At 42.2% G+C, this 23362-nt stretch carries 23 protein-coding genes; 3 read left to right on the forward strand and 20 right to left on the reverse strand.

The window, feature by feature from the left end:
* The 7 genes from G498_RS14785 to G498_RS0107065 all read right to left on the reverse strand — a co-directional run.
* Positions 1 to 221: hypothetical protein (locus G498_RS14785; RefSeq protein WP_035754157.1), on the reverse strand; the 221-nt coding region annotated here is incomplete at its 3' end.
* Positions 222 to 567: 346 nt separating this feature from the next.
* The gene (locus tag G498_RS0107040) at positions 568 to 1809 is read right to left on the reverse strand and encodes a murein hydrolase activator EnvC family protein (protein WP_026980531.1); all 1242 of its coding nucleotides are present in this window, start codon (positions 1807 to 1809) and stop codon (positions 568 to 570) included.
* Between the two features lie 20 nt (positions 1810 to 1829).
* Entirely contained in the window at positions 1830 to 2597 is a 768-nt protein-coding gene (locus G498_RS0107045) for a DUF4292 domain-containing protein (RefSeq protein ID WP_026980532.1), read from the reverse strand.
* Positions 2597 to 3952 (reverse strand): tetratricopeptide repeat protein, encoded by a 1356-nt coding sequence (locus G498_RS0107050; protein WP_026980533.1) that lies wholly within the window; start codon positions 3950 to 3952, stop codon positions 2597 to 2599. The genes G498_RS0107045 and G498_RS0107050 overlap by 1 nt, the downstream gene beginning before the upstream one ends.
* A gap of 3 nt (positions 3953 to 3955) precedes the next feature.
* Positions 3956 to 4966: a sugar phosphate nucleotidyltransferase gene (locus G498_RS0107055; RefSeq protein ID WP_026980534.1), complete on the reverse strand. Its 1011-nt coding sequence runs from the start codon at positions 4964 to 4966 to the stop codon at positions 3956 to 3958.
* An 85-nt stretch (positions 4967 to 5051) separates the two neighbouring features.
* Positions 5052 to 5486 (reverse strand): dUTP diphosphatase, encoded by a 435-nt coding sequence (gene dut / locus G498_RS0107060; protein WP_026980535.1) that lies wholly within the window; start codon positions 5484 to 5486, stop codon positions 5052 to 5054.
* Positions 5487 to 5520: 34 nt separating this feature from the next.
* Complete coding sequence (locus G498_RS0107065) at positions 5521 to 6987, reverse strand: lipopolysaccharide biosynthesis protein (RefSeq protein WP_026980536.1); 1467 nt, start codon at positions 6985 to 6987, stop codon at positions 5521 to 5523.
* A gap of 261 nt (positions 6988 to 7248) precedes the next feature.
* Between G498_RS0107065 and G498_RS0107075 the strand changes: the two genes are divergently transcribed.
* A complete protein-coding gene (locus G498_RS0107075; RefSeq protein WP_026980538.1) occupies positions 7249 to 9336 on the forward strand; it encodes a prolyl oligopeptidase family serine peptidase in 2088 nt (695 codons plus the stop codon).
* 54 nt (positions 9337 to 9390) lie between these two features.
* Here G498_RS0107075 and atpG read toward each other — a convergent pair whose 3' ends face one another.
* The 11 genes from atpG to G498_RS0107135 form a co-directional block, all read right to left on the reverse strand.
* A complete protein-coding gene (gene atpG / locus G498_RS0107080) occupies positions 9391 to 10248 on the reverse strand; it encodes an ATP synthase F1 subunit gamma (protein ID WP_026980539.1) in 858 nt (285 codons plus the stop codon).
* 73 nt (positions 10249 to 10321) lie between these two features.
* Positions 10322 to 11896, reverse strand: coding sequence for a F0F1 ATP synthase subunit alpha (atpA, locus tag G498_RS0107085; RefSeq protein ID WP_026980540.1), 1575 nt, complete (start codon positions 11894 to 11896; stop codon positions 10322 to 10324).
* A gap of 39 nt (positions 11897 to 11935) precedes the next feature.
* Positions 11936 to 12463 carry an ATP synthase F1 subunit delta gene (atpH, locus tag G498_RS0107090; protein WP_035744618.1) on the reverse strand — a complete coding sequence of 176 codons (528 nt, stop codon included), beginning with the start codon at positions 12461 to 12463 and terminating at the stop codon, positions 11936 to 11938.
* Positions 12464 to 12469: 6 nt separating this feature from the next.
* A complete protein-coding gene (locus G498_RS0107095; RefSeq protein WP_026980542.1) occupies positions 12470 to 12970 on the reverse strand; it encodes a F0F1 ATP synthase subunit B in 501 nt (166 codons plus the stop codon).
* Positions 12971 to 13058: 88 nt separating this feature from the next.
* Positions 13059 to 13256: an ATP synthase F0 subunit C gene (gene atpE, locus G498_RS0107100; protein WP_008465835.1), complete on the reverse strand. Its 198-nt coding sequence runs from the start codon at positions 13254 to 13256 to the stop codon at positions 13059 to 13061.
* Positions 13257 to 13286: 30 nt separating this feature from the next.
* Entirely contained in the window at positions 13287 to 14489 is a 1203-nt protein-coding gene (gene atpB, locus G498_RS0107105; protein WP_026980543.1) for a F0F1 ATP synthase subunit A, read from the reverse strand.
* Between the two features lie 515 nt (positions 14490 to 15004).
* The gene (locus tag G498_RS0107115) at positions 15005 to 15232 is read right to left on the reverse strand and encodes an AtpZ/AtpI family protein (RefSeq protein WP_026980545.1); all 228 of its coding nucleotides are present in this window, start codon (positions 15230 to 15232) and stop codon (positions 15005 to 15007) included.
* Positions 15204 to 15602, reverse strand: coding sequence for a bactofilin family protein (locus tag G498_RS0107120; protein ID WP_026980546.1), 399 nt, complete (start codon positions 15600 to 15602; stop codon positions 15204 to 15206). The genes G498_RS0107115 and G498_RS0107120 overlap by 29 nt, the downstream gene beginning before the upstream one ends.
* 7 nt (positions 15603 to 15609) lie before the next feature.
* A complete protein-coding gene (porW, locus tag G498_RS0107125; protein ID WP_026980547.1) occupies positions 15610 to 18258 on the reverse strand; it encodes a type IX secretion system periplasmic lipoprotein PorW/SprE in 2649 nt (882 codons plus the stop codon).
* Positions 18259 to 18421: 163 nt separating this feature from the next.
* Positions 18422 to 19045, reverse strand: a complete 624-nt coding sequence (locus G498_RS0107130) for a hypothetical protein (RefSeq protein ID WP_026980548.1) — start codon at positions 19043 to 19045, stop codon at positions 18422 to 18424.
* Position 19046: 1 nt separating this feature from the next.
* Positions 19047 to 19382: a PadR family transcriptional regulator gene (locus tag G498_RS0107135; RefSeq protein ID WP_026980549.1), complete on the reverse strand. Its 336-nt coding sequence runs from the start codon at positions 19380 to 19382 to the stop codon at positions 19047 to 19049.
* Between the two features lie 125 nt (positions 19383 to 19507).
* Between G498_RS0107135 and G498_RS0107140 the strand changes: the two genes are divergently transcribed.
* Positions 19508 to 20560 (forward strand): ferredoxin--NADP reductase, encoded by a 1053-nt coding sequence (locus G498_RS0107140; protein ID WP_026980550.1) that lies wholly within the window; start codon positions 19508 to 19510, stop codon positions 20558 to 20560.
* A 183-nt stretch (positions 20561 to 20743) separates the two neighbouring features.
* Positions 20744 to 21538, forward strand: coding sequence for a hypothetical protein (locus G498_RS15395; protein WP_026980551.1), 795 nt, complete (start codon positions 20744 to 20746; stop codon positions 21536 to 21538).
* Between the two features lie 15 nt (positions 21539 to 21553).
* On the opposite strand, the gene G498_RS0107150 is transcribed toward G498_RS15395, so the two are convergent.
* On the reverse strand, positions 21554 to 22588 hold the full coding sequence (locus G498_RS0107150) for a glycosyltransferase family 9 protein (protein WP_026980552.1): 1035 nt from the start codon (positions 22586 to 22588) through the stop codon (positions 21554 to 21556).
* 11 nt (positions 22589 to 22599) lie between these two features.
* A complete protein-coding gene (locus G498_RS0107155) occupies positions 22600 to 23205 on the reverse strand; it encodes a DUF4254 domain-containing protein (protein ID WP_026980553.1) in 606 nt (201 codons plus the stop codon).
* Positions 23206 to 23362: the final 157 nt, after the last annotated feature.

Here is a 23362-nt window from a genome sequence, read left to right on the forward strand (position 1 = left end):
CCTCCGGTATTCTGTGCCAAAACCCTCATCGCACCGGGCGCTGAGTTTACCTGAGTGGCAACACCAGTGTAGGTCCACTGTTGTCCTGTTCCAAGCCCATTGTTTGTCACGGTCCAGCCGGCCGGAATGGCAGCTGTCGCATCAAAATTTTCCGAAAACACCTGAGAATACCCAAGCATGGAAAATAACGACATTGCAATTAACAATGTAATTTTTTTCATAATTATTGGTTTAGTTGTAGTTTAGTTCTCAAATTTAAACCAAATGCCCTAAAAAAATTGTCAAAAATTCAAATATCACAAAAACAACAAAAAACAAACATTTAACAAAGAATTATTATTTATTTCACAGATATTGAACAATTGACAGGGGCTATCACTGCTTTTTTAAAAGAATTTTCGTCTGTTTTGTGAAACTAAGGAATGACCCTGAAAAATAATTAGTAAGAAAAAATTCTACACAATACAGAGAAACCATCTTACCAAATGGCTCCGCTGTAAAACTTTACAAATTTTTACAATCCGGTGTAACAAAAAAGCCGCTTCTGATTTAGAAACGGCTTTTTTGTTACATATTATTAATCCAGCTTTGCGGGTTGAGGGTCGTGGTATTCTGGAAGACCATAAACTTCATGACCGCTTTCCCGGAAGAACTGGTGTGAATTCGGCCAATACTCTGCTTGGCATTTACTTTATCCCCTTTCGAAACGGAAACGCTGCTTAAATTCTGATACACCGTAATAAATTCGCCATGTTGGATGTAAACGGCTTTATTGTTGGCATTTATTACCTGAACCTGCAACACTTCCCCGCCAAAAACAGCTCGTGCATTGGAACCCGGCTCGGTTGCAATCTCTACTCCGGAATTCGTAATCGTTAAATCGGGATAGGCCGGGTGCGGATGGGTTCCGAAAGCCGAATACACATAGCCTTTTTCCACCGGCCACGGCAGTCTTCCGCGATTGGCTTTAAAATTATCCGACAACAATTGTCCTTCGGTGGTCAGGACAAACTTGGCTGAGGAGCCTGTATCCGGTTTGGCAATGGTTTTTCCGGATTCTTTGGCTTTCTTGTTGGCGGCGGCAATCGCTTCGCGCACCATTTTCTGAATCTGCGCATCGATTTTTCGCGTTTCAGCCTGCATCTTTTTGATTTCCGCCGTGTATTTTTTCTTGTCTTTTTGTACTGCTTTGGCTAATTTCTCCTGCTCTGCACGGTCTTTTTCGTACTCTTGCTTCTCTTTTTCGCTTTCTATCAGAACTTTTTCTTTTTCCTTCTTCTTTACTTCCAGTTTGTTGGTCGCGGCTTCCAGTTGCCCGGTCTTGATTTTGATCTCATCGCCCTGCATTTTCCGGAAACTGGCATATTGCTTCATGTACTGCATGCGCTTGTAAGCCTGTAAAAAATTCTGGGAAGACAGGACAAACATAATGCGGCTTTGTTCCGAACGGCTTTTATAGGATTTGACAATCATTTTAGAATAATCGTCTTTCAGTTCTTTCAGTTCACGGTTCAGCTTGTTAATTTCCAACTGTTTTAAATAGATATCGTCGGAAAGCAATCGCTTTTGTTTTGCCGTAGTATTGATTAATTTTTCACTCAGACGGATCTTGGCGTTTTGCTGTGCGATTTGCCCCAGAATATCTTTTTCTTTCTTCTTTTCCATTTGTAACAAACGCTGCATTTCCTGCATTTCTTTTTGCAATTGGGCTTTTCGTTCCTCCAGTTGGCGTTGTTTGTCATCACTGGGCTGCGCAAACAAAGAAGCGGAAAGACAAAAGAAAAATAAAGTGAAAAGTAGTTTCTGCATGGTTTGAAATTTTGGCAAATTTAATCAATAAATATTTGTTCGTAACCTTCCGGAACATCATACGAAAACGACAGATTCTCATCAAATGTTACATTGTTGTAATCAATTTTAATGGTTACTTTTTCTTTTTGCATCGCCTCGATAAAAATCTGAGACGGGTAAATTCCTTTTGGCGATTCTTTGTGTGCCGGATAATCTACTGCCACCGATCGCTCTTCATCTTTCTGGGTAATGATTTCCTTTTTCAGCAGAAAATTGGCGCCTTCAAAAAAGAAAATTTTTTCGGTATTCTTATTGGCCGTATTCTTCAGGACGTGCAGCCCGCTCTCCACGCTCTCTGTGTATTTCCCTTTGGTCAAATCGTCGAGGGCCTGTCCCAGCAAAAGGTTTTGCACCTTCTGGAAATCAAGGTCGGTTCCCAACCAATTGCTCAGCAACGCATAATTGCCCTGAAAATATTTTCCGTTAATTTTCTCGTAATAGCTCACATTATCGGGCGTGATTAAAGCTTTCGCCATGGTGATGCCAAAGAAACGCACGATGATTAATATTTTTTCGTCTTTTTGGATACGCACTTCGGCCGTGACGTTTTGAGACTGCTTGCTGTCTTCGTAACGCGCACTGGCTCTGAAATTAGCCGTTTTAAAATCTTTTTTATTGGCATAATGGCCATTAATTACAGCCGACAACGTCGTATTGGCATTCGCAGACTGTTCCGATACGACGCTTTGTTTGGATTTACAGGAGATAATAAGTAAAAGTCCGAAGACTGCTATGATTTTCCGCATTATTTTTTCTTTTGTTTAAGTAACTGTTCGGCTTTGGTAAAATGCATTTCCTTGTTCTTGATATCTCCCAAACCGTGGTAGGATTCCCCAAGTTGTATGTGGAAATTGATTTCCAGATCCGGGTCATTCACTACAAAATCCATTCCTGAATGTAAATATTCGATAGCATCACTGAAATTTTTCAGCTGATTGAGCGCCAAACCGGCAAAATAATACAAACGCGCGTGGGTTGGAAATATCTCAATATAATCTGTTGCCCTTTTTCGGACTTCTTCATAATTCCCGCTGTCCACATTCGCCTGAAGCAAAATTTCAATCGTGGCAATGTCGTCTTTGTAACTTTTCAGGGCTTTTTCCAGATAAAAAATAGCGCGGTCCGTTTTCTTTTTGTTCAGGAAGAAGATGCCGATTTCTTTATTGACATTCACATCGCCACTGTCTGTAAAATAGTCGGTGGCCATATTGAGTTCGTTGAAAAAGGTATTGGAATTGTTGACGAAAATCAAAAATTCATTCAGCACACGATGCTTGATTTTCGAATCGATTTTCCGGCTTTTAAGCACCTTGAACATGGCTTGTGAGGCTTTCTCGCCGTTGTTATTGTTCAGTTGAAACTTAAATAGGCTCACCTGGGCCCAATCGGAATCCGGAATAGCTTCTTCCAGTTTTTTGGCCACTTCCAGTGCTTTTTCCTCCTGATTGCCTTCGGAATACAGAAAAATCAGTTCGATGTAATTCTGTTCGTCCTTCGGGTTTTTACGGATGGCTTCTTCCAGATATTCTTTCTGTGGTTTCTTCTGTTTCGAATTTCCGATGATCTGCATCTTATACAATTCCAGTGTCGAACTGATGCCCACCGTTCTTTCCATTTCTTCAATCAGGAACAAGGCTTTGTCGAACTGCTGGGTGTACATGTACAGGGAAACCAGATCGTCCTGAAATTTTTTGTCGAACTCAATCAGTTTCTGCACTACGCGGATTGAACTGTTGTAGTCGCGCGTTTCGTAAAACACGTCATACAGGCCGTTCCAATACCAGCGTTCTTTGGGATTTAACTCGATGGCTTTGTCGAAGGCGCGTTGGGCTTCCGGATAATTTTTCAGGGAAAGGAAATTTTTCCCCAATTCGTTATACAGCGCTGCATTCCTAGGTTGCATCGCGATGCATTGCTGTATTTCCGCTATGGCCTTGTCGTAGTTCTCAATCGCTTTTTGCTTGAGCGACTCGTAGAAATGGTTTTCGAATTCGTCGTTTTTCAAAGCAATATCCTCAGGGTTTATCTGAGCACCGACAAGCATCGGACACCCCAGCAATCCTAAAAACAACAACCCGATTATTTGCTTTTTCAACATCATATCTTATTCCAAAACTGAGTAATCTCCTATACTGATGCTGGTAAATTCCCCGTTAAACACCGCATGATTTCCAATCATGGCATTGTCCAGATTGGCGTTTTTGATATGCGCATGGCTTTGTACCAAACTGTTTTTAATTTTAGTGTTCGTCAAATGGGTGGCTTTTCCTAAAGATACATTAGGACCAACCGTTGAATTAATCAAAATTACGTCTTCCCCTATAAAACAAGGTGGAATGATGGTGGAATTTTCAATGCGAACCGTGTCTGAAATCAGGTTTTCTCCGTCATGGTGCAGGAAGTTCAGCATTCGTGTATTGGTTTCCACGGTAACGTCTTTGTTGCCGCAGTCCATCCATTCGTCTACCTTTCCGGGCACAAATTTCAGTCCTTTCTGTTTCATGTTTTCCAAGCCGTCCGTTAATTGGTATTCGCCGCCTTTTACCACATTGTTATCCAACAGGTATTGCAATTCCGAACGCAGGGTTTCGCCGCTTTTGAAATAATAGATCCCAATGATGGCCAAATCGGAGACAAACGCCTTCGGTTTTTCCACGAAATCCACAATCTGTTTGTTTTCATTCAGTTGCACCACGCCAAAAGCGCTTGGATCGTCCACCTGTTTTACCCAAATTACACTGTCGGCTGTAGTATCTAACGTAAAATCGGCACGAAATAGTGTATCAGCATAGGCTACCACGATTGGCCCGGTCATGCTTTCTTTGGCACACAAAATGGCATGCGCCGTTCCCAAAGCTTCGTTCTGATAATAAATCTTGCCTTTTGACCCTAATTTTTCGGCAATCGCAATTAAATCGTTTTCCACCGCTTTGCCGAAACTTTCGTGGATGATGAACGCAATTTCCTCAATTTCCTGATTGATTACCCCGGCGATGTCTTCCACCAAACGGTGTACAATCGGTTTTCCGGCAATCGGAATTAACGGTTTTGGTACGGTTAACGTATGCGGACGAAGGCGTGAACCGCGTCCGGCCATAGGTACTATGATTTTCATATAATGTATTAAAAGATTGAAAAATTAAAAAATTGAAAAATTCAGGTGAATCTTTAATCGTTTAATCTTTAAATTATAAATCTGTTTATTTCACTCCGGTACTGCCAAATCCTCCTGCTCCTCTTGAGGTTTCGGACAGTTCAACGGTTTCCTGCCATTCGGTGCGTTCGTGCTTGGCAATCACCAACTGGGCAATGCGTTCGCCGTTTTCCACCACAAAAGGTTCGCTGGACAGATTGACCAGAATCACGCCGATTTCCCCTCGGTAATCCGCATCCACGGTTCCCGGTGAATTTAAGACGGTGATACCTTTTTTGAAGGCCAGTCCGCTTCTTGGGCGTACCTGGGCTTCATAACCAATCGGCAATTCGATGAAAAGTCCGGTTTTTACTAAGGCTCTTTCCAGCGGTTTTAACGTAATGGGTTCGGCAAGGTTGGCGCGTAAATCCATTCCCGCCGAAGCATGGGTTTCATAGCTGGGCAAGGGATGTTCTGACGTATTGATGATTTTAATGGTCATGGTACTGTTGTAATAAAGTCTAAAAATAAAAAAATTAAGCGGTTTTTCGTTTAAGAATGCGCAGTAATGTTGCTTTTTCGTTGTAATAGATAAAATAACCGAAAACCAGCATGGCGGCCAATCCGAAAATATAACTTTCACGGAAACACTCCACGTAAAAAGAAAGTGCAGCCAAAACGGTGGAAACGCCCAAATACCCAAAAATTCTTTTCTTGTCGTACGGAATCGGATAGTGTTTATTGCCCAGATAATAGGAAATCCCCATCATGGAACCGTACGCGGCCAAGGTAGCTATGGCAGATCCGACATAACTGAATTTCGGAATCAGCAAAAAGTTGAGCGCCAAGGTCACAACCGCTCCGAAAGCCGAAATGTAGGCACCCACTTTGGTTTTGTCGATCAGCTTGTACCATACGGATAAATTGGTGTAAATTCCCAGGAAGAAATTCGCCAGGATAATCAGCGGCACTACTTTCATAGCGTCCCAGTATTCCGGATTCGGCACTAAAACCTGTTTGATGATGTCGGAGAAAACCACCACACCCAAAAAGATCAGCGACCCGAAAATCACGAAGTATTTGGTTACGGTCGCGTAGGTTTGCGGGGCGTTTTCGTTTCCGGCGTGACTGAAAAAAAACGGTTCGATTCCAAGTGTATAAGCCGTCCGGTACAACACCATGAACAGCCCGATTTTATAACAGGCGGCATAAGCTCCAATGTCGGATAAGCTGACGTGCATCCGTTCGAGCAGGATTTTATCGAAATGTTCGTTCACCCCAAAGGCCAATCCGGCAAACAGCACGGGAAGCCCGTAGGCAACCATCTGCTTCCAGAGCGGCAGGTTAAACTTCCATTTCAGGGTGAAATAATCCGGAACAAACACCAGTACCGTTGCCAAACTCGCCAGCAGATTCGCTACAAACACATAGCCTACCTGAAAATCCGGAATGTAGAGGCTCTGAAAAAAAGTGTCCGGATGCGATTGTGCCAGCTTCGGAAGGAAAATCAGAAAGAAAATATTAAGCCCCAGATTAATCAGGACGTTCCCGATTTTGATGACCGCATACCGCATAGGACGCTGGAAGGCGCGAAGCTTGCAAAAAGGCACTACCACCAGGGCATCTAACGCTAAAATCCAAATCGTGTAGGTGATGTATTGCGAATCGATGTTTAGAAAAGCCGCCAGACTGTTTTTGAACAAAAGCGACAACCCCAGAAAGGCTACTGAAGTCCAAAAAATCGAAAGGGTAGTCGTTTCCACCACTTCCTGCTTGTCGTCTCTTTTGTTGTAAAAACGGAAAAAAGCGGTTTCCATCCCATAGGATAGCAACACATTGAAAAATACCATGTAAGCAAAGACCACCGTTACCTCACCAAACTCGCTCTTGTTGGGCAGGTATTTTACGTACAGCGGATTCAGCAAAAAACTAATCATGCGCGGAAGTACCGTGGCGATTCCGTAGATGAAGGTTTGCTTGAAAAGGTTTTTGTATAAACTCAAAGTGTTTTGTTTTGACAACTCTCAGCAAAAATAAGTAATCTGATGGTTTTTAACGTAAAGAATTTCGGGTTTAAACTATTTTCGGAGATTTGCCGCTGCTACGGGAAGTCGAAATAACTTTTTACGGCTTTCTGCTTTCCAGGAGCATTCCAAAAGGCAGTCTTTTTCCGGGAATCTTATACTTAAAAGCCACCCGAAAAGCCATCCGAAACTGCGCTTTCGTACAATACATTGTTTATATTTGTTCTTATTTTACTGAGTATGACTAAATCTGCCCTTGCCTTGCTTTTTCTGTTTTTTGCGTTTTTTTCCTTTTCACAAAATACAGTTCCCACAAAAAAAATACCGGAAACCTACAAAAAACATAATACCAATATCACAGATGACTATGCCTGGCTTGAAAAATCGGAAACCGCAGAAGTCAAAGCCTGGGTAACGGCCCAAAACGAGCTGGTGGAAAAACACTATGTCGATGTAAAGAAAAAACATTCCAGTGCCTACAAAATAAAAGAATACGACTTTTATTCCTCCAACCCAATGCCGTCCCAAATAGGACGTTACTTTTATTCGCTGTACCGGAAAGACAAAGCAACACCGGCCTCACTTTTCTACAGAAAAACCCTAAACGACAGTCCGGTTGAATTGTTCAATCCTTCCAGAATCTATAACAATTCCAATGTTTTTATTACGGATTTTTTTCCTTCCCGACATTCTAAATATGTTGCCTGCGAAGTAAACACAAACGGCAGCGACAAACATGAGGTAAAATTTGTTAACATTACCAATAATGTTGCCTTACAGGAAACCCTGACAGATGTTAAATATTCCGACATGAACTGGAACGAGGACAAAGGTGTTTTTTACACCAAAAACAGCAATACCCGGGTTTTTGAAATCGATTCCACTTTTCAGCTGTTTTATCATGAAATGGGTACTTCCCAGATAAAAGACAAACTTATTTTTGACGCTACGGTTTCCGGAAACACCTTTTCGTATTTTACTGCTGAAAACAAATTGTTCATCGTGGAAAACTCGAAGAGCGAGGGGAAAAAGATCTATCACTATGCTTCACTGACCGAACCGGAGCTGAAACTGCAACGTTTTTTGGAACAGGAATCATCTGCTTTTCATTTGCTGAAAATCCGAAAAGGGAAAGTGTACTTTTCATCCGGAGCGTATGATTGGGGAGAGATCCGGGCTTTTGATTTTAACGACCGTTCTTCCGAAACCAGCGTCATTCCCCAAATTTACACCCACTTGCTGGTGAACTCCTATTTCCTAGATGAATACATTGTCTGCAAATACAAAACCATTGGTAAAAATTACATGATTGTATACGATTATTCCGGGAAATTTATCCGAAAGTTCGACATTCCTTATGGCATGGATTTTACAATGCGTTTTTACGACAGCACTGCCAAAGAGTTGTTTGTCTCGTTCTTTTCGCATACCATTCCGTATCAGAATTACCGCCTGAATCTGGAAAACGGGGAGGCTAATCATTATTTCAACGATTATATCAAACCCAAACCCACCATTTTCCCGCTTAATTATTTTGAAACCAAAAGTATTACCTACAAAAATCGCGACAATATCGACATTCCTGTTACCATCATTCATAAGAAAGGAATCGCATTAGACGGCAATAATCCGACACTGTTGGAAGCATACGGTGGTTTTGGAATGGTCAGCGGTCCGCATTACGATACTGGACTGCTTCATTTTCTGAACAAAGGAGGCGTGTATGCTTTCGCTGAAATCCGTGGTGGCGGAGAACGCGGAAAAAAATGGCATACCGAAGGCAAAGGACTAAAAAAAATAAACGCTTTTAATGATTTTATTGATGCCGCCGAATTTCTAATCCGTGAAAAATACACCTCTCCAAACCGATTGGGTATCTCGGGCGGCTCACACGGAGGATTGGTGGTGGGGGTAGCAATAACCCAACGTCCGGAGCTTTTTAAAGTAGCCATTCCGATTGCAGGAAAATACGACATGATTAAAGCCGATCTTTTCACCAACGGAAAAATAAATACCGCGGAATACGGTTCTCCGGATACACCGGAAGGTTTTGAGGCGTTGTTGGCCTATTCGCCTTTCCACAACATCAAAGAAACTGTCAATTATCCGACAACCCTGATTATTGCCGGGGATAACGACGACCGGGTAACGCCTTTCCAGTCCTATAAATTTGCTGCAAAACTGCAAAACCGGGAGGCACAAAAAAATCCGGTCTTCCTGAAAACAAATCAAGACGCCGGACATTCCGGTAAAGTTGCCACCTATAAAGACCGCATCGCGGAAAAGGCTTTCTTCTATGATTTTCTAATGTATCATTTAAACCAATAAAAAAGCCGAACATCAGTCCGGCTTTTTCTATTCTCTTTATAAGAGTGAAATCTTTTAGTTGTTCAACGCTTCCGCACCACCCACAATTTCCAGGATTTCTCCGGTAATTGCCGCCTGTCGCGCTTTGTTGTACGTAAGTTTCAACTGGTTTCGCAATTCGGTGGCGTTGTCGGTTGCTTTGTGCATGGCCGTCATACGCGCGCCGTGTTCGGACGCAAAAGAATCGCGAATCGCTTTGTACAATTGCGTTTTCAGTGATTTCGGAATCAGTGTTAACACAATTTCCTCCTTGGAAGGTTCAAAGATGTAATCCGAGGTTACCACGCCCTTCGTAGCTAACGGCGCCAATGGTAAAAACTGCTCGGTAACCACAACCTGTGTAGCGGCATTTTTAAACTGGTTGTACACCAATTCGATTTTATCGTATTCGCCGTCTACAAACAAATGCGTTAACGACTCGGCAATGTGTGCTACATTGTCGAAGGTCAGATCGTCGAAGATATCGCTGCGGTTGGCAATCACATAATTGGTTTTGTGCAACGCATCATTCGCTTTCTTTCCGATGGCAAATACTCCAACATTATCGTGGCCGTAAAGCTCGGTTAAAGCCTTCACCTGTTTCAGTACATTCGTATTGAAAGCCCCGCAAAGCCCTCTATTGGATGTAATGGCTACCACCAAAACTTTTTTAACTTCTCGTTGGTTGGTATATTGTCCCGCAAAATCCCCTTCTAAAGAAGCGCTCAGGTTTTGAATTAACTCCGTTAATTTTTCGGCATAAGGGCGCATCGCTGTAATCGCATCCTGTGCTTTTTTCAGCTTTGCGGCAGATACCATCTTCATCGCGGAAGTAATCTGCATCGTAGATTGTACCGAAGTAATCCTGTTACGTATTTCCTTTAAATTTGCCATTGTATATCTAGTAATTAGCAACTAGTAATTAGTAATCAGCGGTTCACTAACTACTAATTACTCTTCACTCATATTAATATTTTGCCGAAACTTCTTTTGCCGCTTTTTCTAAAACATCGGTGATGTTGTCGTCAAATTTACCGGCTTTCAAAGCTTCTAAAGTATCGCGGTGTTTCGCGTTCAAATAATCCAGATAGTCTTTTTCGAACTCTTTTACTTTGTTCACCGGAACGTTACGCAATAAGTTTTTAGTACCGGCATAGATAATTGCTACCTGATCTTCCACAGTATACGGTGTATTTACCGACTGTTTTAAGATTTCCACGTTGCGTTTTCCTTTCTCGATTACGTTCATCGTAGCCGCGTCCAAATCCGAACCGAATTTCGCGAAGGCTTCCAACTCACGGAATTGCGCCTGGTCTAATTTCAACGTACCCGATACTTTTTTCATCGATTTGATCTGCGCGTTACCTCCTACACGGGATACCGAAATACCTACGTTGATCGCCGGACGCACCCCAGAGTTGAACAAGTCAGACTCTAAGAAAATCTGTCCGTCCGTAATCGAAATTACGTTGGTTGGGATGTACGCCGAAACGTCACCCGCTTGTGTTTCGATGATTGGCAACGCGGTTAACGAACCACCACCTTTAACGATTGGTTTTAACGATTCTGGTAAATCGTTCATATTTTTAGCGATGTTATCATCTGCGATTACTTTACAGGCACGCTCTAATAAACGGGAGTGTAAGTAGAATACGTCTCCAGGATACGCCTCACGACCCGGTGGTCTTCTTAACAACAAAGACACCTCACGGTATGCTACCGCCTGTTTTGACAAATCATCGTAGATGATCAAAGCCGGACGACCTGAATCACGGAAATACTCTCCGATTGCTGCACCAGCCATTGGAGCATATACCTGCATTGGAGCAGGGTCAGAAGCATTAGCCGCAACAATAACGGTATAAGCCATTGCGCCTTTTTCTTCTAAGGTTTTTGCGATACCAGCAACCGTAGATGCTTTTTGACCTACTGCAACGTAGATACAAAATACCGGTTTTCCAGCATCGTAGAATTCTTTCTGATTTAAGATGGTGTCGATACAAACAGTTGTTTTTCCTGTCTGACGGTCACCAATTACAAGCTCACGCTGGCCACGACCTACAGGAATCATCGCATCGATGGATTTGATACCTGTTTGTAACGGTTCGTTTACCGGCTGACGGAAGATAACTCCCGGCGCTTTTCTTTCTAACGGCATTTCGTAAAGATCACCTCCGATTGGGCCTTTACCGTCGATAGGGTTCCCTAAGGTGTCCACCACACGACCTACCATTTGTTCACCAACTTTTAAAGAAGCGATACGCTGCGTTCTTTTTACAGTTGAACCCTCTTTGATTCCTGTAGAAGGCCCTAAAAGTACCACCCCTACATTGTCTTCCTCAAGGTTCAATACAATAGCTTCCAACCCGTTTTCGAATTGTACTAACTCCCCGTACTGAGCATTAGACAAACCGTAAACACGAGCGATACCGTCACCTACCTGAAGAACTGTTCCCACTTCCTCTAACGTAGCACCTGATTCAAAACCAGATAATTGTTTCTTTAATATTGCTGAAATTTCAGCAGCTTTAATCTCTGCCATTCTGTTTTATAATTTAAACACTTTTCAGTGTGGTAAATACTAGTTTAAAAGTTCTCTTCTTAATGTTTGTAATCGGCTTGCCACCGAAGCATTGTATTGTTTGTCCCCGATTCTCAGAATAAATCCTCCGATAATGGATTCATCCACGATGTTTTGAATGGTAACATTTTTAGCTGAAAATTCTTTGATTTTCGCCAATACTTTTGCTTCCAGTTCCGGAGTGATCGGGAACGCTGTCGTTACTTTTGCCACCTGAACACCGCTTAACTCGTCGAACAACAAATTGTACTGAGACGCTACCGCCGGTAAAATCTCAAATCGTTTGTTTTCCAACAACAATTGGAACAACCCTTTTGTTTCGTTTTGCACCGAAGCAAAGATTTCGGTCAAGGCCGAAATTTTAGTTTCCGCTTTTACAACCGGGCTCGCCAGGAAGTTTTTCAACTCTCCGCTTTCTGCAACCGATGCCACGATAGCTTTCATGTCTTCGTTTACATTTGCCGCTCTGCCGTTAGCATTGGCCATCTCCAAAATAGCTTTGGCGTATCTAATCGCTGCTCTTGACATATACGATTAATTTAATTTTACTTCGTCTAACATTTTCTCCACCAATACGGTTTGAGAGGCTTTGTTAGAAAGTTCACCTTTTAATAATTTCTCAGCGATTTCCAAAGAAAGACCAGACACCTGCGTTTTCAATTCTGCCAACGCTGCATTTTTCTCGCCCTCGATAGTTGCTTTCGCCTGCTCAATCATTTTAGCACCTTGAATTTGGGCTTCCGATTTCGCATCCGCAATCATTTTTTCTTTGATTTCACGCGCTTCTTTCAACATCGTATCTCTTTCCGCACGAGCCTCGTCCAACAATCGCTGATTGTCTGCTTTAAGGTTCAGCATTTCTTTTCTGGCGGTTTCAGCCGATGCAATAGCATCTCTGATTCCTTCTTCTCTTGCTGTGATTGACTCCATAATTGGTTTCCATGCGAATTTCACCAATAATAAAATCAACACCAATAAGATGATTGCCTGCCAAAAGAACAATCCGAATGAAAAATCGTTAATTAACTTCTCCATTATAATGACTATAAAATGATTTAATTTTTTTTTTTAATAAAACAACACCTGCAACCAACCGTTACAGGCATTGTTCTGTTTCTCTTTATTATTTTCCTAAGATTAAAGCAGCGAATGCTAAACCTTCTAATAAAGCCGCGATGATGATCATCGCAGTTTGGATTTTTCCAGCAGCTTCTGGCTGACGAGCGATAGCGTCCATAGCCGAACCACCGATTTTACCTAAACCTAATCCGGCACCGATTACTACTAAACCTGCACCTACTAACGTTGGAATAGTTCCCATAAGTATATATATAAAAATTAAACTTCTAAATTAAACAATCGAATTATCCACGAAATCATGACCGTCATAGTGTTCGTGATCATCGTGATGATGATCCTGTACCGCCATTCCGATAAACAACGACGACAACATCGTAAAGATAAACGCCTGCAAAAATGCCACCAACAATTCAATTATCGAGATAAACAAGGTTAACCCTAATGAAATTGGTAAATCGGCTGCCAAATTTTTTCCAACGAAAATCATGGCAATCAAACTCATGATTACTACGTGACCCGCAGTAATGTTCGCAAATAAACGAATTAATAACGCAAATGGCTTAGTCAGTGTACCTAAAACTTCAATCGGCGCCAAAATGATTTTCATCGGAACCGGTACGCCCGGCATCCAGAAGATGTGTCCCCAATAATCTTTGTTTGCACTGAATTGTGTAATAATATAGGTAAAAATCGCCAAACAAACCGTTACAGCAATGTTCCCTGTTACGTTGATACCCAGTGGCGTCATCCCTAAAAGGTTCAATAACCAGATTAAGAAGAACACAGTTAAAAGGTATCCCATAAATTTTCTGTATTTTTTCTCTCCGATGTTCGGAATGGCCACCTCATCGCGGATAAAAAGAATCAGTGGTTCTAAAACTCTTCCGAAACCTGTCGGAACCGGACCTTTTTTGTATGATTTTGCCAAACTGGTAAACATGAACAACAATATGGCCGAAACAATCAACAAGGAAAATACGTTTTTCGTAATGGAAAAATCTAATGGTTTTGCATTGGTTGGGTGGTGGTGTTCGTCGTACGTGATAGTACCCGTCGCATCGGTTTTGTAAATTTTACCGTGGTATAACTTATAGTAGTTTCCGTCCACCTCCGCAACTTCCTCCCCGTGGTGGAATTTGGAAGAAGAGAAAATTTTTAAACCGTTGTCCAATAAAATAACCGGTAACGAAAAACCGTAATGTTTCCCTTCTTTCTCATCGGAGAAAAAAGTAAAATCGTGCGAATCCTGAAGGTGATGCTCGATAAAGGCAGTAACTTTCTCTTTCTTTTCCTCTTCCGGAGTTAATGCTTTAACTTCATGTTCTGCTGCTGTATGTGTCGCTTCTGCAGCCACGTGAGCAGTATCCACTTTTACTTGTGCAGAATCTGTTACAGGATTAGCCATTGCTACCACAGAAAGCAATCCTACAAAAGCAGTTAGCAGTAATCTTACAGGTTGTTTCGTAATCACCATACCTTATTAAATATCTTAATTTTTTACGGTCTAAAATTTGGTGCAAAGGTACATTTTAAATTAATATTTCAAGAGGGTAATTTGCTTTTTTTGTTTCATTTATGAATTTCAGTTCTTTTTACCAACATTTTTTAATAATCTCGAGGTTAAAACAACATCTATTGATAAAAAAACAACAAAGACGCTGAAAAAATTAATTTTTTCCAACTTTGCAACCGAATTTGTATCCTGAAGTACCGGATGTACCAGAACATAAGCCACTACCGTCTTAAGGGATGACAACAACAAAAACACATAGCCAATCTGCTCCGGGTTCTTTTTATACACCTTGTTTTGGACGAACAAAACCAGAAGTGAACTTAATCCGAAAAATGCAAAAAGCGTTGGTATGGAGTGGTACAGGGTGTTCGTGTTAAAATTCGGCAGTAAACGTTTCAACAGAAGAAAATCAATTCCGGCTAAAATCACAGTAATGAGAAGCACGAGACAATAAGACTTAAAATCTTTCAAAATGATTATCTGTTTTTATTTAAATCGTTAACCTGACGGATTACATTATAGAGCGCCACAAAAACGCCTGCTAACGTCAGTATCTTAACATACAACTCATCCTTATTGAGATATTTTTCATCCAGCCATGTTCCCAACCAGGCAAAGGCAAAGATGATTAACCCCATCTGAAACGGAATATTAATAAGCGCCATCCACTTATTGTTAGGCTGTTTTTTCTCCGGATTGTCCATCGCTAAGGTTTTTTATGCCGCTTCGCATGACACAGGAGGCACTGAAATCGGCTCCCGGTTCTACGGACAGCTTTCCGACAACGGTTTCTCCTGTAATAGAAGCTTTGCTGCGGATACTCAGTAAATCAGTGACTTCGATCTTTCCGTTGAATCTTCCTTCGATGTCGGCGGTTTTGCAGTGTACATCGCCGGTGATGCTTCCGGCCGGACCGATAACCAAACGCCCTTTCGAGGTAAAATTCCCAATCAGATGACCGTCCAGACGAAAATCGGCCTGGGATATTATGTTGCCTTCCAGGGTGGTGCCTTCCACAATGCGGTTGGTTTTGCCTAGTATGTCGGTATAGGATTTTTGGGGTTTGTCGAACATCGGTTTTTTATTTTACGGTCGTTAAATACTCTTCCAGGTTTTTCTTAATCTGCACCACTTTATAATCTTCGTTGGAAATTACATACGCAGCATCTTTAATCTTGTATTCCTTAAATTCCTGAAGTACCGAAATGGTAGACTGCGCGCCTTCTTTACTACCCAGCCCGTGAATAACCAGGAAGCTTTTGTCCATCGTGTAAACATCGTTCGACAAGGTTACAAGACTGCTGTTGCGCTCTTTGAGGTATTTCTGAAGTTTGTCGTAAAGCGCTTTTACCTTCGGATCTTTATCATTCGGATACGGAATCGGGAAGATAATTTTCCAGCTCATCGGCGGAACAACTCCAAAAGCAGCCTGCTCTAATTTCGGAATGTCGTTTTTAACAATTTCATCGGCTTTTTTTCCCTCCTCTATATTCGGATAGTTATACGCGATGGCTTCCAGTTCTTTTTTATAAGCGGCTACTCCTTTTAAACGCGCCGTGATTTTCGCGTGCAGCATTTCGAATTTTGGTGCAGTTTCATCGCCGGCGAATGTTTGCAGCAGGGTTTCGGCTTGCTGCAGGGTTTCGTGACAGTTTCCTTTTTCGTAGTCTTTATACAGTTTACTGAAAACCATTTCCGGGCTGTCCTGCAATTTCGCAATTTCCGAATTCGGATCGCTTAAAATCTGTGCATAATGACTGTCCGGATAGTCGGCAATAATTGCTTGTTTCATCGCTGTCGCTTTCGCCGGATTGATGATTTCGTAAATTTTGTACAAATTGTATTTTGCCGGCAACACCAGGCGTTCTTCCGGCTGGCTTACCAAAAGTTTTTCCAGTTTAGACGCTGCCAGTTCGTATTCTTTGAATTTTTCTTTGTAAATGGTTCCCAACTGGAAATAGGCAAAATTGCGCTCGCGTGCTAGGCTGTCCAGCACTTTCACATCGGTAGGCAACTGGTCTAAATAGAACGCGGCGGTATATTCCGGTTTTTCCGGTTTTACATCCGGATTTTCATCCGCTTTTACCACATCGGTTTCCGGATTTTCATCGGTAGCTTCCTTAATTTCCCCTTTGGTCTGACTGGAAGCCCAACGCCAGTTATCTTTCAGGGTACGATTGCCCCATTTTTTTTTGAATTCCGTTTTTCCAAAAGCTACTGTTGATGCATTGTAGAAGTAAAAATTACTCTGATTTCCTGCCAAGCTTTTCGGCTTAACCGGATTCGGATCCATAGAAGGCGGCATCATCACGGAAGGCTCCATTCTTACGCCTTTAACACCACCTGTATCTTTCAGATTAACGCCGTTGTCCGTTTGCTGTTGCTGTGCTTCCTGACGTTTGGCTTCTTCCAGGGCCCTTTTTTCATCGGCAATTTTCAGTTTGGCGATATGGGCTTCGTAGAAATTTTTTCTCTCATTGTCACTCATCGCCACCACTTTCAGAATACTGTCGTTTACCTGAATGATGTTTTCATACTTAATGACATCGACCAGATTCTCTCTTTTTTTCTTAATCGTGAAAAACTCCCGCGATTTGTTGTCAAGGCGCAACATGGTGCTGTCGTAGTACTTTCCGGCCGCTGCATATTTGGCTTCGTCGAAATGAATCGTGGCCAGATTCCGGTAATTGGACGCCATCAGGTAACTGTCCTGAGACGGGGAACGCAGCGATTTGTTGAAGTATTTCTTGGCCTTTTGCGGCAGTTTCATTTTATCGTAAAACAACGCCACCTGGTGGTTGATGACATCCAGATACGGTCGGTTTTCACGGTCTTCCAACAGCTTGTTGTATTTCTCCATGAACGCCAGCGTATCGCCGTTTTTAAAATCGAACTGTTGCGCCTGTTTGGCATGTGCCCAAATGACGTAACGTCTCGGCGATTTCCGCTTCATATCGATTACTTGCTGAAAAGCGGCAAAAGCACTGTCCTGGTATCCCATGCTTTCATAAAGCTGTCCTAAAATAAAATGGTATCGGGCTTTTTCTTCGTTGTGCTCGGTAAGTTCCCGGGCTATTTTCAGTTTCTGAATGGCAGTATCTTTTACGTGGGTATTCAGATAGGCCTGTGCTAAAATAGCATTGGCATCGGCCTGTACCTGACCTTTTAATTTTCTATCCGCAATAAGGCGTTTTAAGTTTTTAATGGCCTGCTCGTTGTTTTCCAAGCGGATGTTGGTTTTTTCGCGCCATACTTTGGCTTCAAAAATTTTATCGCTGGTGGGATATTTATACAGTATATAGTTAAAGGCCTCCAAAGCCGGAAGAAAACGGTTGTCGTGGTAACGGGCTTTTCCCAACAGAAGGTGCGCTTCGTCCATCTGCGGATTTTTTTCACCGCCGTCGATATTCATGGAATGCTTCTGGATTGCTTTTACAGCCTTGGTTTCAGCACGCTCGAAATTGGCATTTTTGGTTTGACCCGGCAGTACGCCCTGCTCTTTGTCCTGCATGCGTTCAACCGGCAGGATATCCCAGAAATTGTCTTTATAAGTGGTTTTTAAATCTTCCACGCCTTTATCGAAAGCGATCTGACCGTTGTATAAGACGTTGTATTCCGTAGTCACTGCATGGTAATTGCGGTTGATGAACGAGTTCTTTTTAGTGGAACACGCCATCAGCACCCCAAACAAAACCGCTGCCGTTGCATATTTTATAGTGCTGTTTTTCAAAGTAAAACGTTTTAGCTCTTTAACTTCCAATCGGTACTCTTTAGTATACCAACTGGTAAAAATACGTTTCTTTTTGATATGTTGAAAAAAATGGGGCCGAAATTGGACGAAAACACGGTATGCAAAGCTTAGTGCACACTGCTTTCAACTATACGAGAGCATTTTATTTTGGAAAATACTTTTTATACTCCTGAAATTTATACATCTCCCTGGCAAAATACAGTAAATAAACTATTAAAATATAAAAGAAAAAAGTAAGAGCATACACTCCCGGCTCTTTATCGCTGTGATTGTTCATGAAAAACATTTGCAAATAGTACAGCAATCCCAACAAACTTCCCAACCGTTCCAACACAAAGAAGCGTTGTTTCACTATCAAACAGATATAAATCATTTGTCCGATTGCTGTTACCAGAAGTATTACAAAAAACAGATTTTGGATGGTAAAATCTTCAGAGAAATACGCATTAACATCCACAAAAGTAAAGAAGGCGAAAAGCAATGCCGCAAGAACAAGGCGAAGAGGATGCACTATAAATTTCAAAAAGGAAAGGAGAAGCCCTTTAGAGAAAATGGACAAATCGCCTTTGTTCTTCATAAGTGCTTTCTTGTTTGCTGCCATGTACTGTTTGAAGGCTTCGTAAAAACTGAGGCTTTCCTTTTCCATTTTCGTTTCCACGGCCGATGCGATGTGATCGACCATTTCGCTCCGAATGTCGACAAACACCACATCTGATTTTTTCAGATAATTGTCTATGAACTGAATTTCTTCCGGCGATAATTTCATCTTAATAACTCCATTTAGGATGCACTAAGGTTTGCATGTTGCGGATAAATTCCTCCAGTTCCGATAAGCGGTTGGCGGTTTCCAGCTGACCGTTTTCGGTAAGTTTGTAATATTTGCGCAGGCGGTTGTCTACTTTTTCAACTTCCGCTTCCAGAAAACCTTCCGCTTCGAGTTTGTGCAGCGCGGGATACAAAGCACCCTCGGTAATGGCGAGTTCCCCGTTGGTAATTTCCTTTACTTTCTGGGTAATCTCATAGCCGTACATGCGCCCTTTTTCCTCCAGCAGCTTCAAGATAATCGTATTGAGACTTCCCTTGTATAATTGTGAGTTTTTCATCCTGTCCGTTTGCCACAAATATACCTAAGATTCTTATACATAAAAATCTTAGGTATCTTTTTTATGATTTTTATCAGGCTTGGGAAATACAGATTGTCTATTTTTGTACAAACAAAATAAAAACTATGTCAGCGTTTCACAGTTTAACGATAAAAGAAATCAATCGCGAAACGCCTCATGCCATTTCCGTGGTTTTTGAGGTTCCGGAACAGTTAAAACCGGATTATCATTTTATCGCAGGACAATACCTGAATTTAAAATTTATCATCGACGGAAAAGAAATCCGTCGGGCCTATTCCATCAGTTCTTCCCCGAACAATCACGAGTTGCGCGTTGCCATCAAGGCTGTGCAAAACGGCGTGGTTTCCACCTATGCCAACGAGAAAATGAAAGTGGGCGACAAAATGGAAGTAGGCACTCCGGAAGGACGCTTCACCTTCGAACCCAAACCGGACAACCAGAAAAACTACGCGGCATTTGCGGCCGGCAGCGGAATCACGCCGGTAATGTCGATTCTGCACAGCGTTTTGGAAAACGAACCGAAAAGTACGTTTGTACTGGTCTACGGAAACAAATCGCCGGAAGAAACCATTTTCCACAGCCATTTACACGACTTACAGCTCAAATACGTAGGCCGTCTGTTTGTACACTATGTGTTTTCCCAAACCAACACGATTGACGCGCATTTCGGAAGAATTGACAAATCCATCGTAAATTACGTTTTAAACAACAAACACGCCGAAAAGGAGTTCGACAAATTTTACCTGTGCGGTCCGGAGGAAATGATTTCCGCGGTTAGCAATGTGCTGAAGGAACACAACATTCCGGAAAAAGACATCAAATTCGAATTGTTCTCCACCACGCCGAACGAAACCAAAGCTGAAAACACTTTGGGCGGCCATACTAAAATTTCAATCGTGGTCGATGACGAAGAGTTTGACTTCGAAATGGCGCAAAAGCAAACCATTCTGGAAGCGGCTTTAAAACAGGGCATTGACGCGCCGTATTCTTGTCAGGGCGGCATTTGCAGCAGCTGTATCGCCCGCGTTACCAAGGGTTCTGCTGAAATGAAGAAGAATTCCATTTTAACCGATAAGGAAATTGCAGAAGGGCTAATTTTAACCTGTCAGGCACATCCGACTTCTGTAGAAATTGCCGTAGATTTTGACGACGTATAGCGTATTGCGTCCCTAAGAAATAACCCTTTATCCCACAAAAAAACCGACAAGAGATGTATTTTGTCGGTTTTTTTATTGTTTTTATCGATTATTAACTCTCTAGTAATTAAATAGTTAGCAATTTAATTAGTTTCGTACTGCGTTTGCAAAATACCAGAACCAAAAACTAATTTATATTCGAAAATGAAAACAACCTGTACGTTCTTCATCAGTTTTGTATTGCTTTTTTTTAACGGAATTCTTACAGCTCAAGTAGGGATTGGCACAGCTTCACCAAGAGGAGCACTTGAAATTAATTCTTCCACTACCGGTTTCTTACTGCCTCGTGTGGCTTTAACGGCTACCAATGTCGCGGCGCCAGTTGTAAATCCGCAGGGAGGGGCTTTAGTGGCCGGAACTTCCGTTTGGAATACCGCTACTACGGGCGGAACGTATTCGGTAGTGCCCGGTGTGTATTTTTGGGACGGGACTTCCTGGATTTCCCAGTTTCAGCGAAAATACAATCTTTCATTTGTTCAAAATGCGAATTTAACCTGTGCTACGACTGCTTCATCCTATACCAACATCCCAAACCTTACTGCTAAAAGTTTTGTCGCACCGTATAACGGCACGTACCAAATTATACTCCACGGTTATTTAGGCGGCACAACAGTAGACGATACCGATGCGAAATTAGGTTTCGTGGAAGGGAATTTCAGATTAAACGTTAACGGCACCAACACCGACTCGTACACTTACGCGACCAGTTTTTTCAAAGACGGTGGCTTCTGGGGCAGCAATACCGATATTTACGAACTGTTCAATCAAACCACGATCATTTATAACGTCCAGCTTACGGTAGGACAAACCTGTACCCTTAATGCCTCCTATTGGGGAATAGCGGATGACAATTTAACCACAGCCGCACCTCACGTAATAGGAAAAACCACAGCTATGGGAAATCTTTGCCGCATAGAAGTTACCTACTTAGGACAATAAACAAAAAAGAGCTTTTTAAAGCTCTTTTTTTATGGCAGTTATAATCGTTTCAGGTACGATGGTGCGCATGGCGTTTTCATAACCCGGCACTTTTTTATTTCCGTAAACTGAAGTCGGTAAAAGCGGATATTGTGTTCGGTCTGCGGTGATGCAATATTCCATTGGCTGATGGAACGGTTTAAACCCGGCGTAAGGATGCGTGGCACCCCAGAGCGTAATCACTTTTACGCCCAGCATGGCTGCAATATGGGCATTTCCGGAATCCATGCTCAGCATGAGATCGAGATGGGAAATTAAAGCTAATTCCTGTTGCAGTTTTAATTTTCCGGCAACTACCGTTACATTCTGATGATCTTGCTTCAGGCTATTCAATTTGTCAATTTCCCGTTGTCCGCCGCCAAACAGAAACAGCGTTATTGTCTTATCCATAGCCAGTTCGTCAATAACCTTTTGCAACAAATCCAACGGATACACTTTACTGTCGTATTGGGCAAAAGGCGCAATGCCAATCCAGTTGCCTTTTTTTTCTCCGGTTACGTTCAGGATGGCATCCGATAAAACCGCTTGTCCCGGAAAAACAGGTTGTGACAAATCAATCGCAAACCCTAATGCGGCAAAGGTATCGCAGTGCCGTTCCACCATCGGTTTGACCGGTTGGAAAATTTTATTATCGGCACGGGTTAACGCTTTTTTGGCGGCGCGACCCTTGTCGGTGGCGGCTACTTTTTTTCCGCTCAAGGCGAATAGCGTGCGCACGACTTTCGAACGCAAAACGTTGTGCAGATCGGCTACGGCTTCCACCCCTAATTTTCGCAAATCGGAATACAACCGAAGCAATCCCACAAACCCTTTATGCCGACCTTTTACATCGACGGCAAAAAAATTCACATTGGGAATCGTGTCAAAAAAAGGCTGGAAAAACGGTCGGGAAACTACGGTAAGTTTCACATCAGGATGCTGCAAAACTAAGGCTCTCAGCACGGGAACGGTCATCGCGACATCCCCCATGGCTGAGAGCCTTATTACTGCAATATGCATTGGTTTAGCCATCTAAAAGAAGACTATTTTTTATTCTGGTACAACACCGGATTTAACTCCTCGTCGTTGTACATTTTCATCTGCTTGTATACTTTCATGTATTTGTCACCGTTGGCAATATCCGTCAGCAATTCGCTGATAGACGTAAACATATCGCTTTTCTGATCCAGCAATACGTTCAGCTTCTCCTGGCATTTCGCGCGGTGTTCCGGCGTGGCTTCGGCACGGTTGGCTTCTTCGTTCATGTGGTAAATTTTCAGCGCTAAAATCGACAGACGATCGATCGCCCAAGCCGGACTTTCGGTGTTGATTTTCGCATTCGGTTTTACCTGAACATCTTTATATTTCTCTAAAAAATAACTGTCGATATATTCCACCATATCCGTACGCACCTGATTGGACGCGTCGATTTTGCGTTTCAGATCCAACGCGGCTACCGGATCGATGTTCGGATCGCGCACGATGTCTTCGTAATGCCACTGTACGGTATCCACCCAGTTTTTGGCATACAATAAATATTCGATGGTGCCTTTTTCATACGGGTTTTTCACCGGTTGGTACACGTCATCGATTACATGATAATCCTTGATACTTTGCTCAAAAATTGGAAAGGCGAATTCAGCAAACATAGTTCTTAATTTTATTTACAAACCTACATATTTTTTTCCACCTGAAAAGACCCCTTTTCAATTTTGTGCCGTTAAATGACAAAACGGTTCGCATCAATTTTTAAAGAATTGTAGTTTTTTACCTCCGGAACTTTTAACTTTGAACTTTAAACTTTAC

The organism is Flavobacterium suncheonense GH29-5 = DSM 17707, from assembly GCF_000430025.1.
GTDB classification, from domain to species: domain Bacteria; phylum Bacteroidota; class Bacteroidia; order Flavobacteriales; family Flavobacteriaceae; genus Flavobacterium; species Flavobacterium suncheonense.

Coding starts and splice junctions, on each gene's coding strand:
- G498_RS0107040 (WP_026980531.1), bottom strand. CDS start 1,809: ATGCAGAAACTACTTTTCACTTTATTTTTCTTTTGTCTTTCCGCTTCT.
- G498_RS0107130 (WP_026980548.1), bottom strand. CDS start 19,045: ATGAAATTATCGCCGGAAGAAATTCAGTTCATAGACAATTATCTGAAA.
- G498_RS0107120 (WP_026980546.1), bottom strand. CDS start 15,602: ATGTTCGACAAACCCCAAAAATCCTATACCGACATACTAGGCAAAACC.
- G498_RS15395 (WP_026980551.1), top strand. CDS start 20,744: ATGAAAACAACCTGTACGTTCTTCATCAGTTTTGTATTGCTTTTTTTT.
- G498_RS0107135 (WP_026980549.1), bottom strand. CDS start 19,382: ATGAAAAACTCACAATTATACAAGGGAAGTCTCAATACGATTATCTTG.
- G498_RS0107155 (WP_026980553.1), bottom strand. CDS start 23,205: ATGTTTGCTGAATTCGCCTTTCCAATTTTTGAGCAAAGTATCAAGGAT.
- G498_RS0107045 (WP_026980532.1), bottom strand. CDS start 2,597: ATGCGGAAAATCATAGCAGTCTTCGGACTTTTACTTATTATCTCCTGT.
- G498_RS0107050 (WP_026980533.1), bottom strand. CDS start 3,952: ATGATGTTGAAAAAGCAAATAATCGGGTTGTTGTTTTTAGGATTGCTG.
- atpH (WP_035744618.1), bottom strand. CDS start 12,463: ATGTCAAGAGCAGCGATTAGATACGCCAAAGCTATTTTGGAGATGGCC.
- G498_RS0107055 (WP_026980534.1), bottom strand. CDS start 4,966: ATGAAAATCATAGTACCTATGGCCGGACGCGGTTCACGCCTTCGTCCG.
- atpA (WP_026980540.1), bottom strand. CDS start 11,896: ATGGCAGAGATTAAAGCTGCTGAAATTTCAGCAATATTAAAGAAACAA.
- atpG (WP_026980539.1), bottom strand. CDS start 10,248: ATGGCAAATTTAAAGGAAATACGTAACAGGATTACTTCGGTACAATCT.
- atpE (WP_008465835.1), bottom strand. CDS start 13,256: ATGGGAACTATTCCAACGTTAGTAGGTGCAGGTTTAGTAGTAATCGGT.
- G498_RS0107140 (WP_026980550.1), top strand. CDS start 19,508: ATGTCAGCGTTTCACAGTTTAACGATAAAAGAAATCAATCGCGAAACG.
- G498_RS0107150 (WP_026980552.1), bottom strand. CDS start 22,588: ATGGCTAAACCAATGCATATTGCAGTAATAAGGCTCTCAGCCATGGGG.
- atpB (WP_026980543.1), bottom strand. CDS start 14,489: ATGGTGATTACGAAACAACCTGTAAGATTACTGCTAACTGCTTTTGTA.
- G498_RS0107115 (WP_026980545.1), bottom strand. CDS start 15,232: ATGGACAATCCGGAGAAAAAACAGCCTAACAATAAGTGGATGGCGCTT.
- dut (WP_026980535.1), bottom strand. CDS start 5,486: ATGACCATTAAAATCATCAATACGTCAGAACATCCCTTGCCCAGCTAT.
- G498_RS0107075 (WP_026980538.1), top strand. CDS start 7,249: ATGACTAAATCTGCCCTTGCCTTGCTTTTTCTGTTTTTTGCGTTTTTT.
- G498_RS0107095 (WP_026980542.1), bottom strand. CDS start 12,970: ATGGAGAAGTTAATTAACGATTTTTCATTCGGATTGTTCTTTTGGCAG.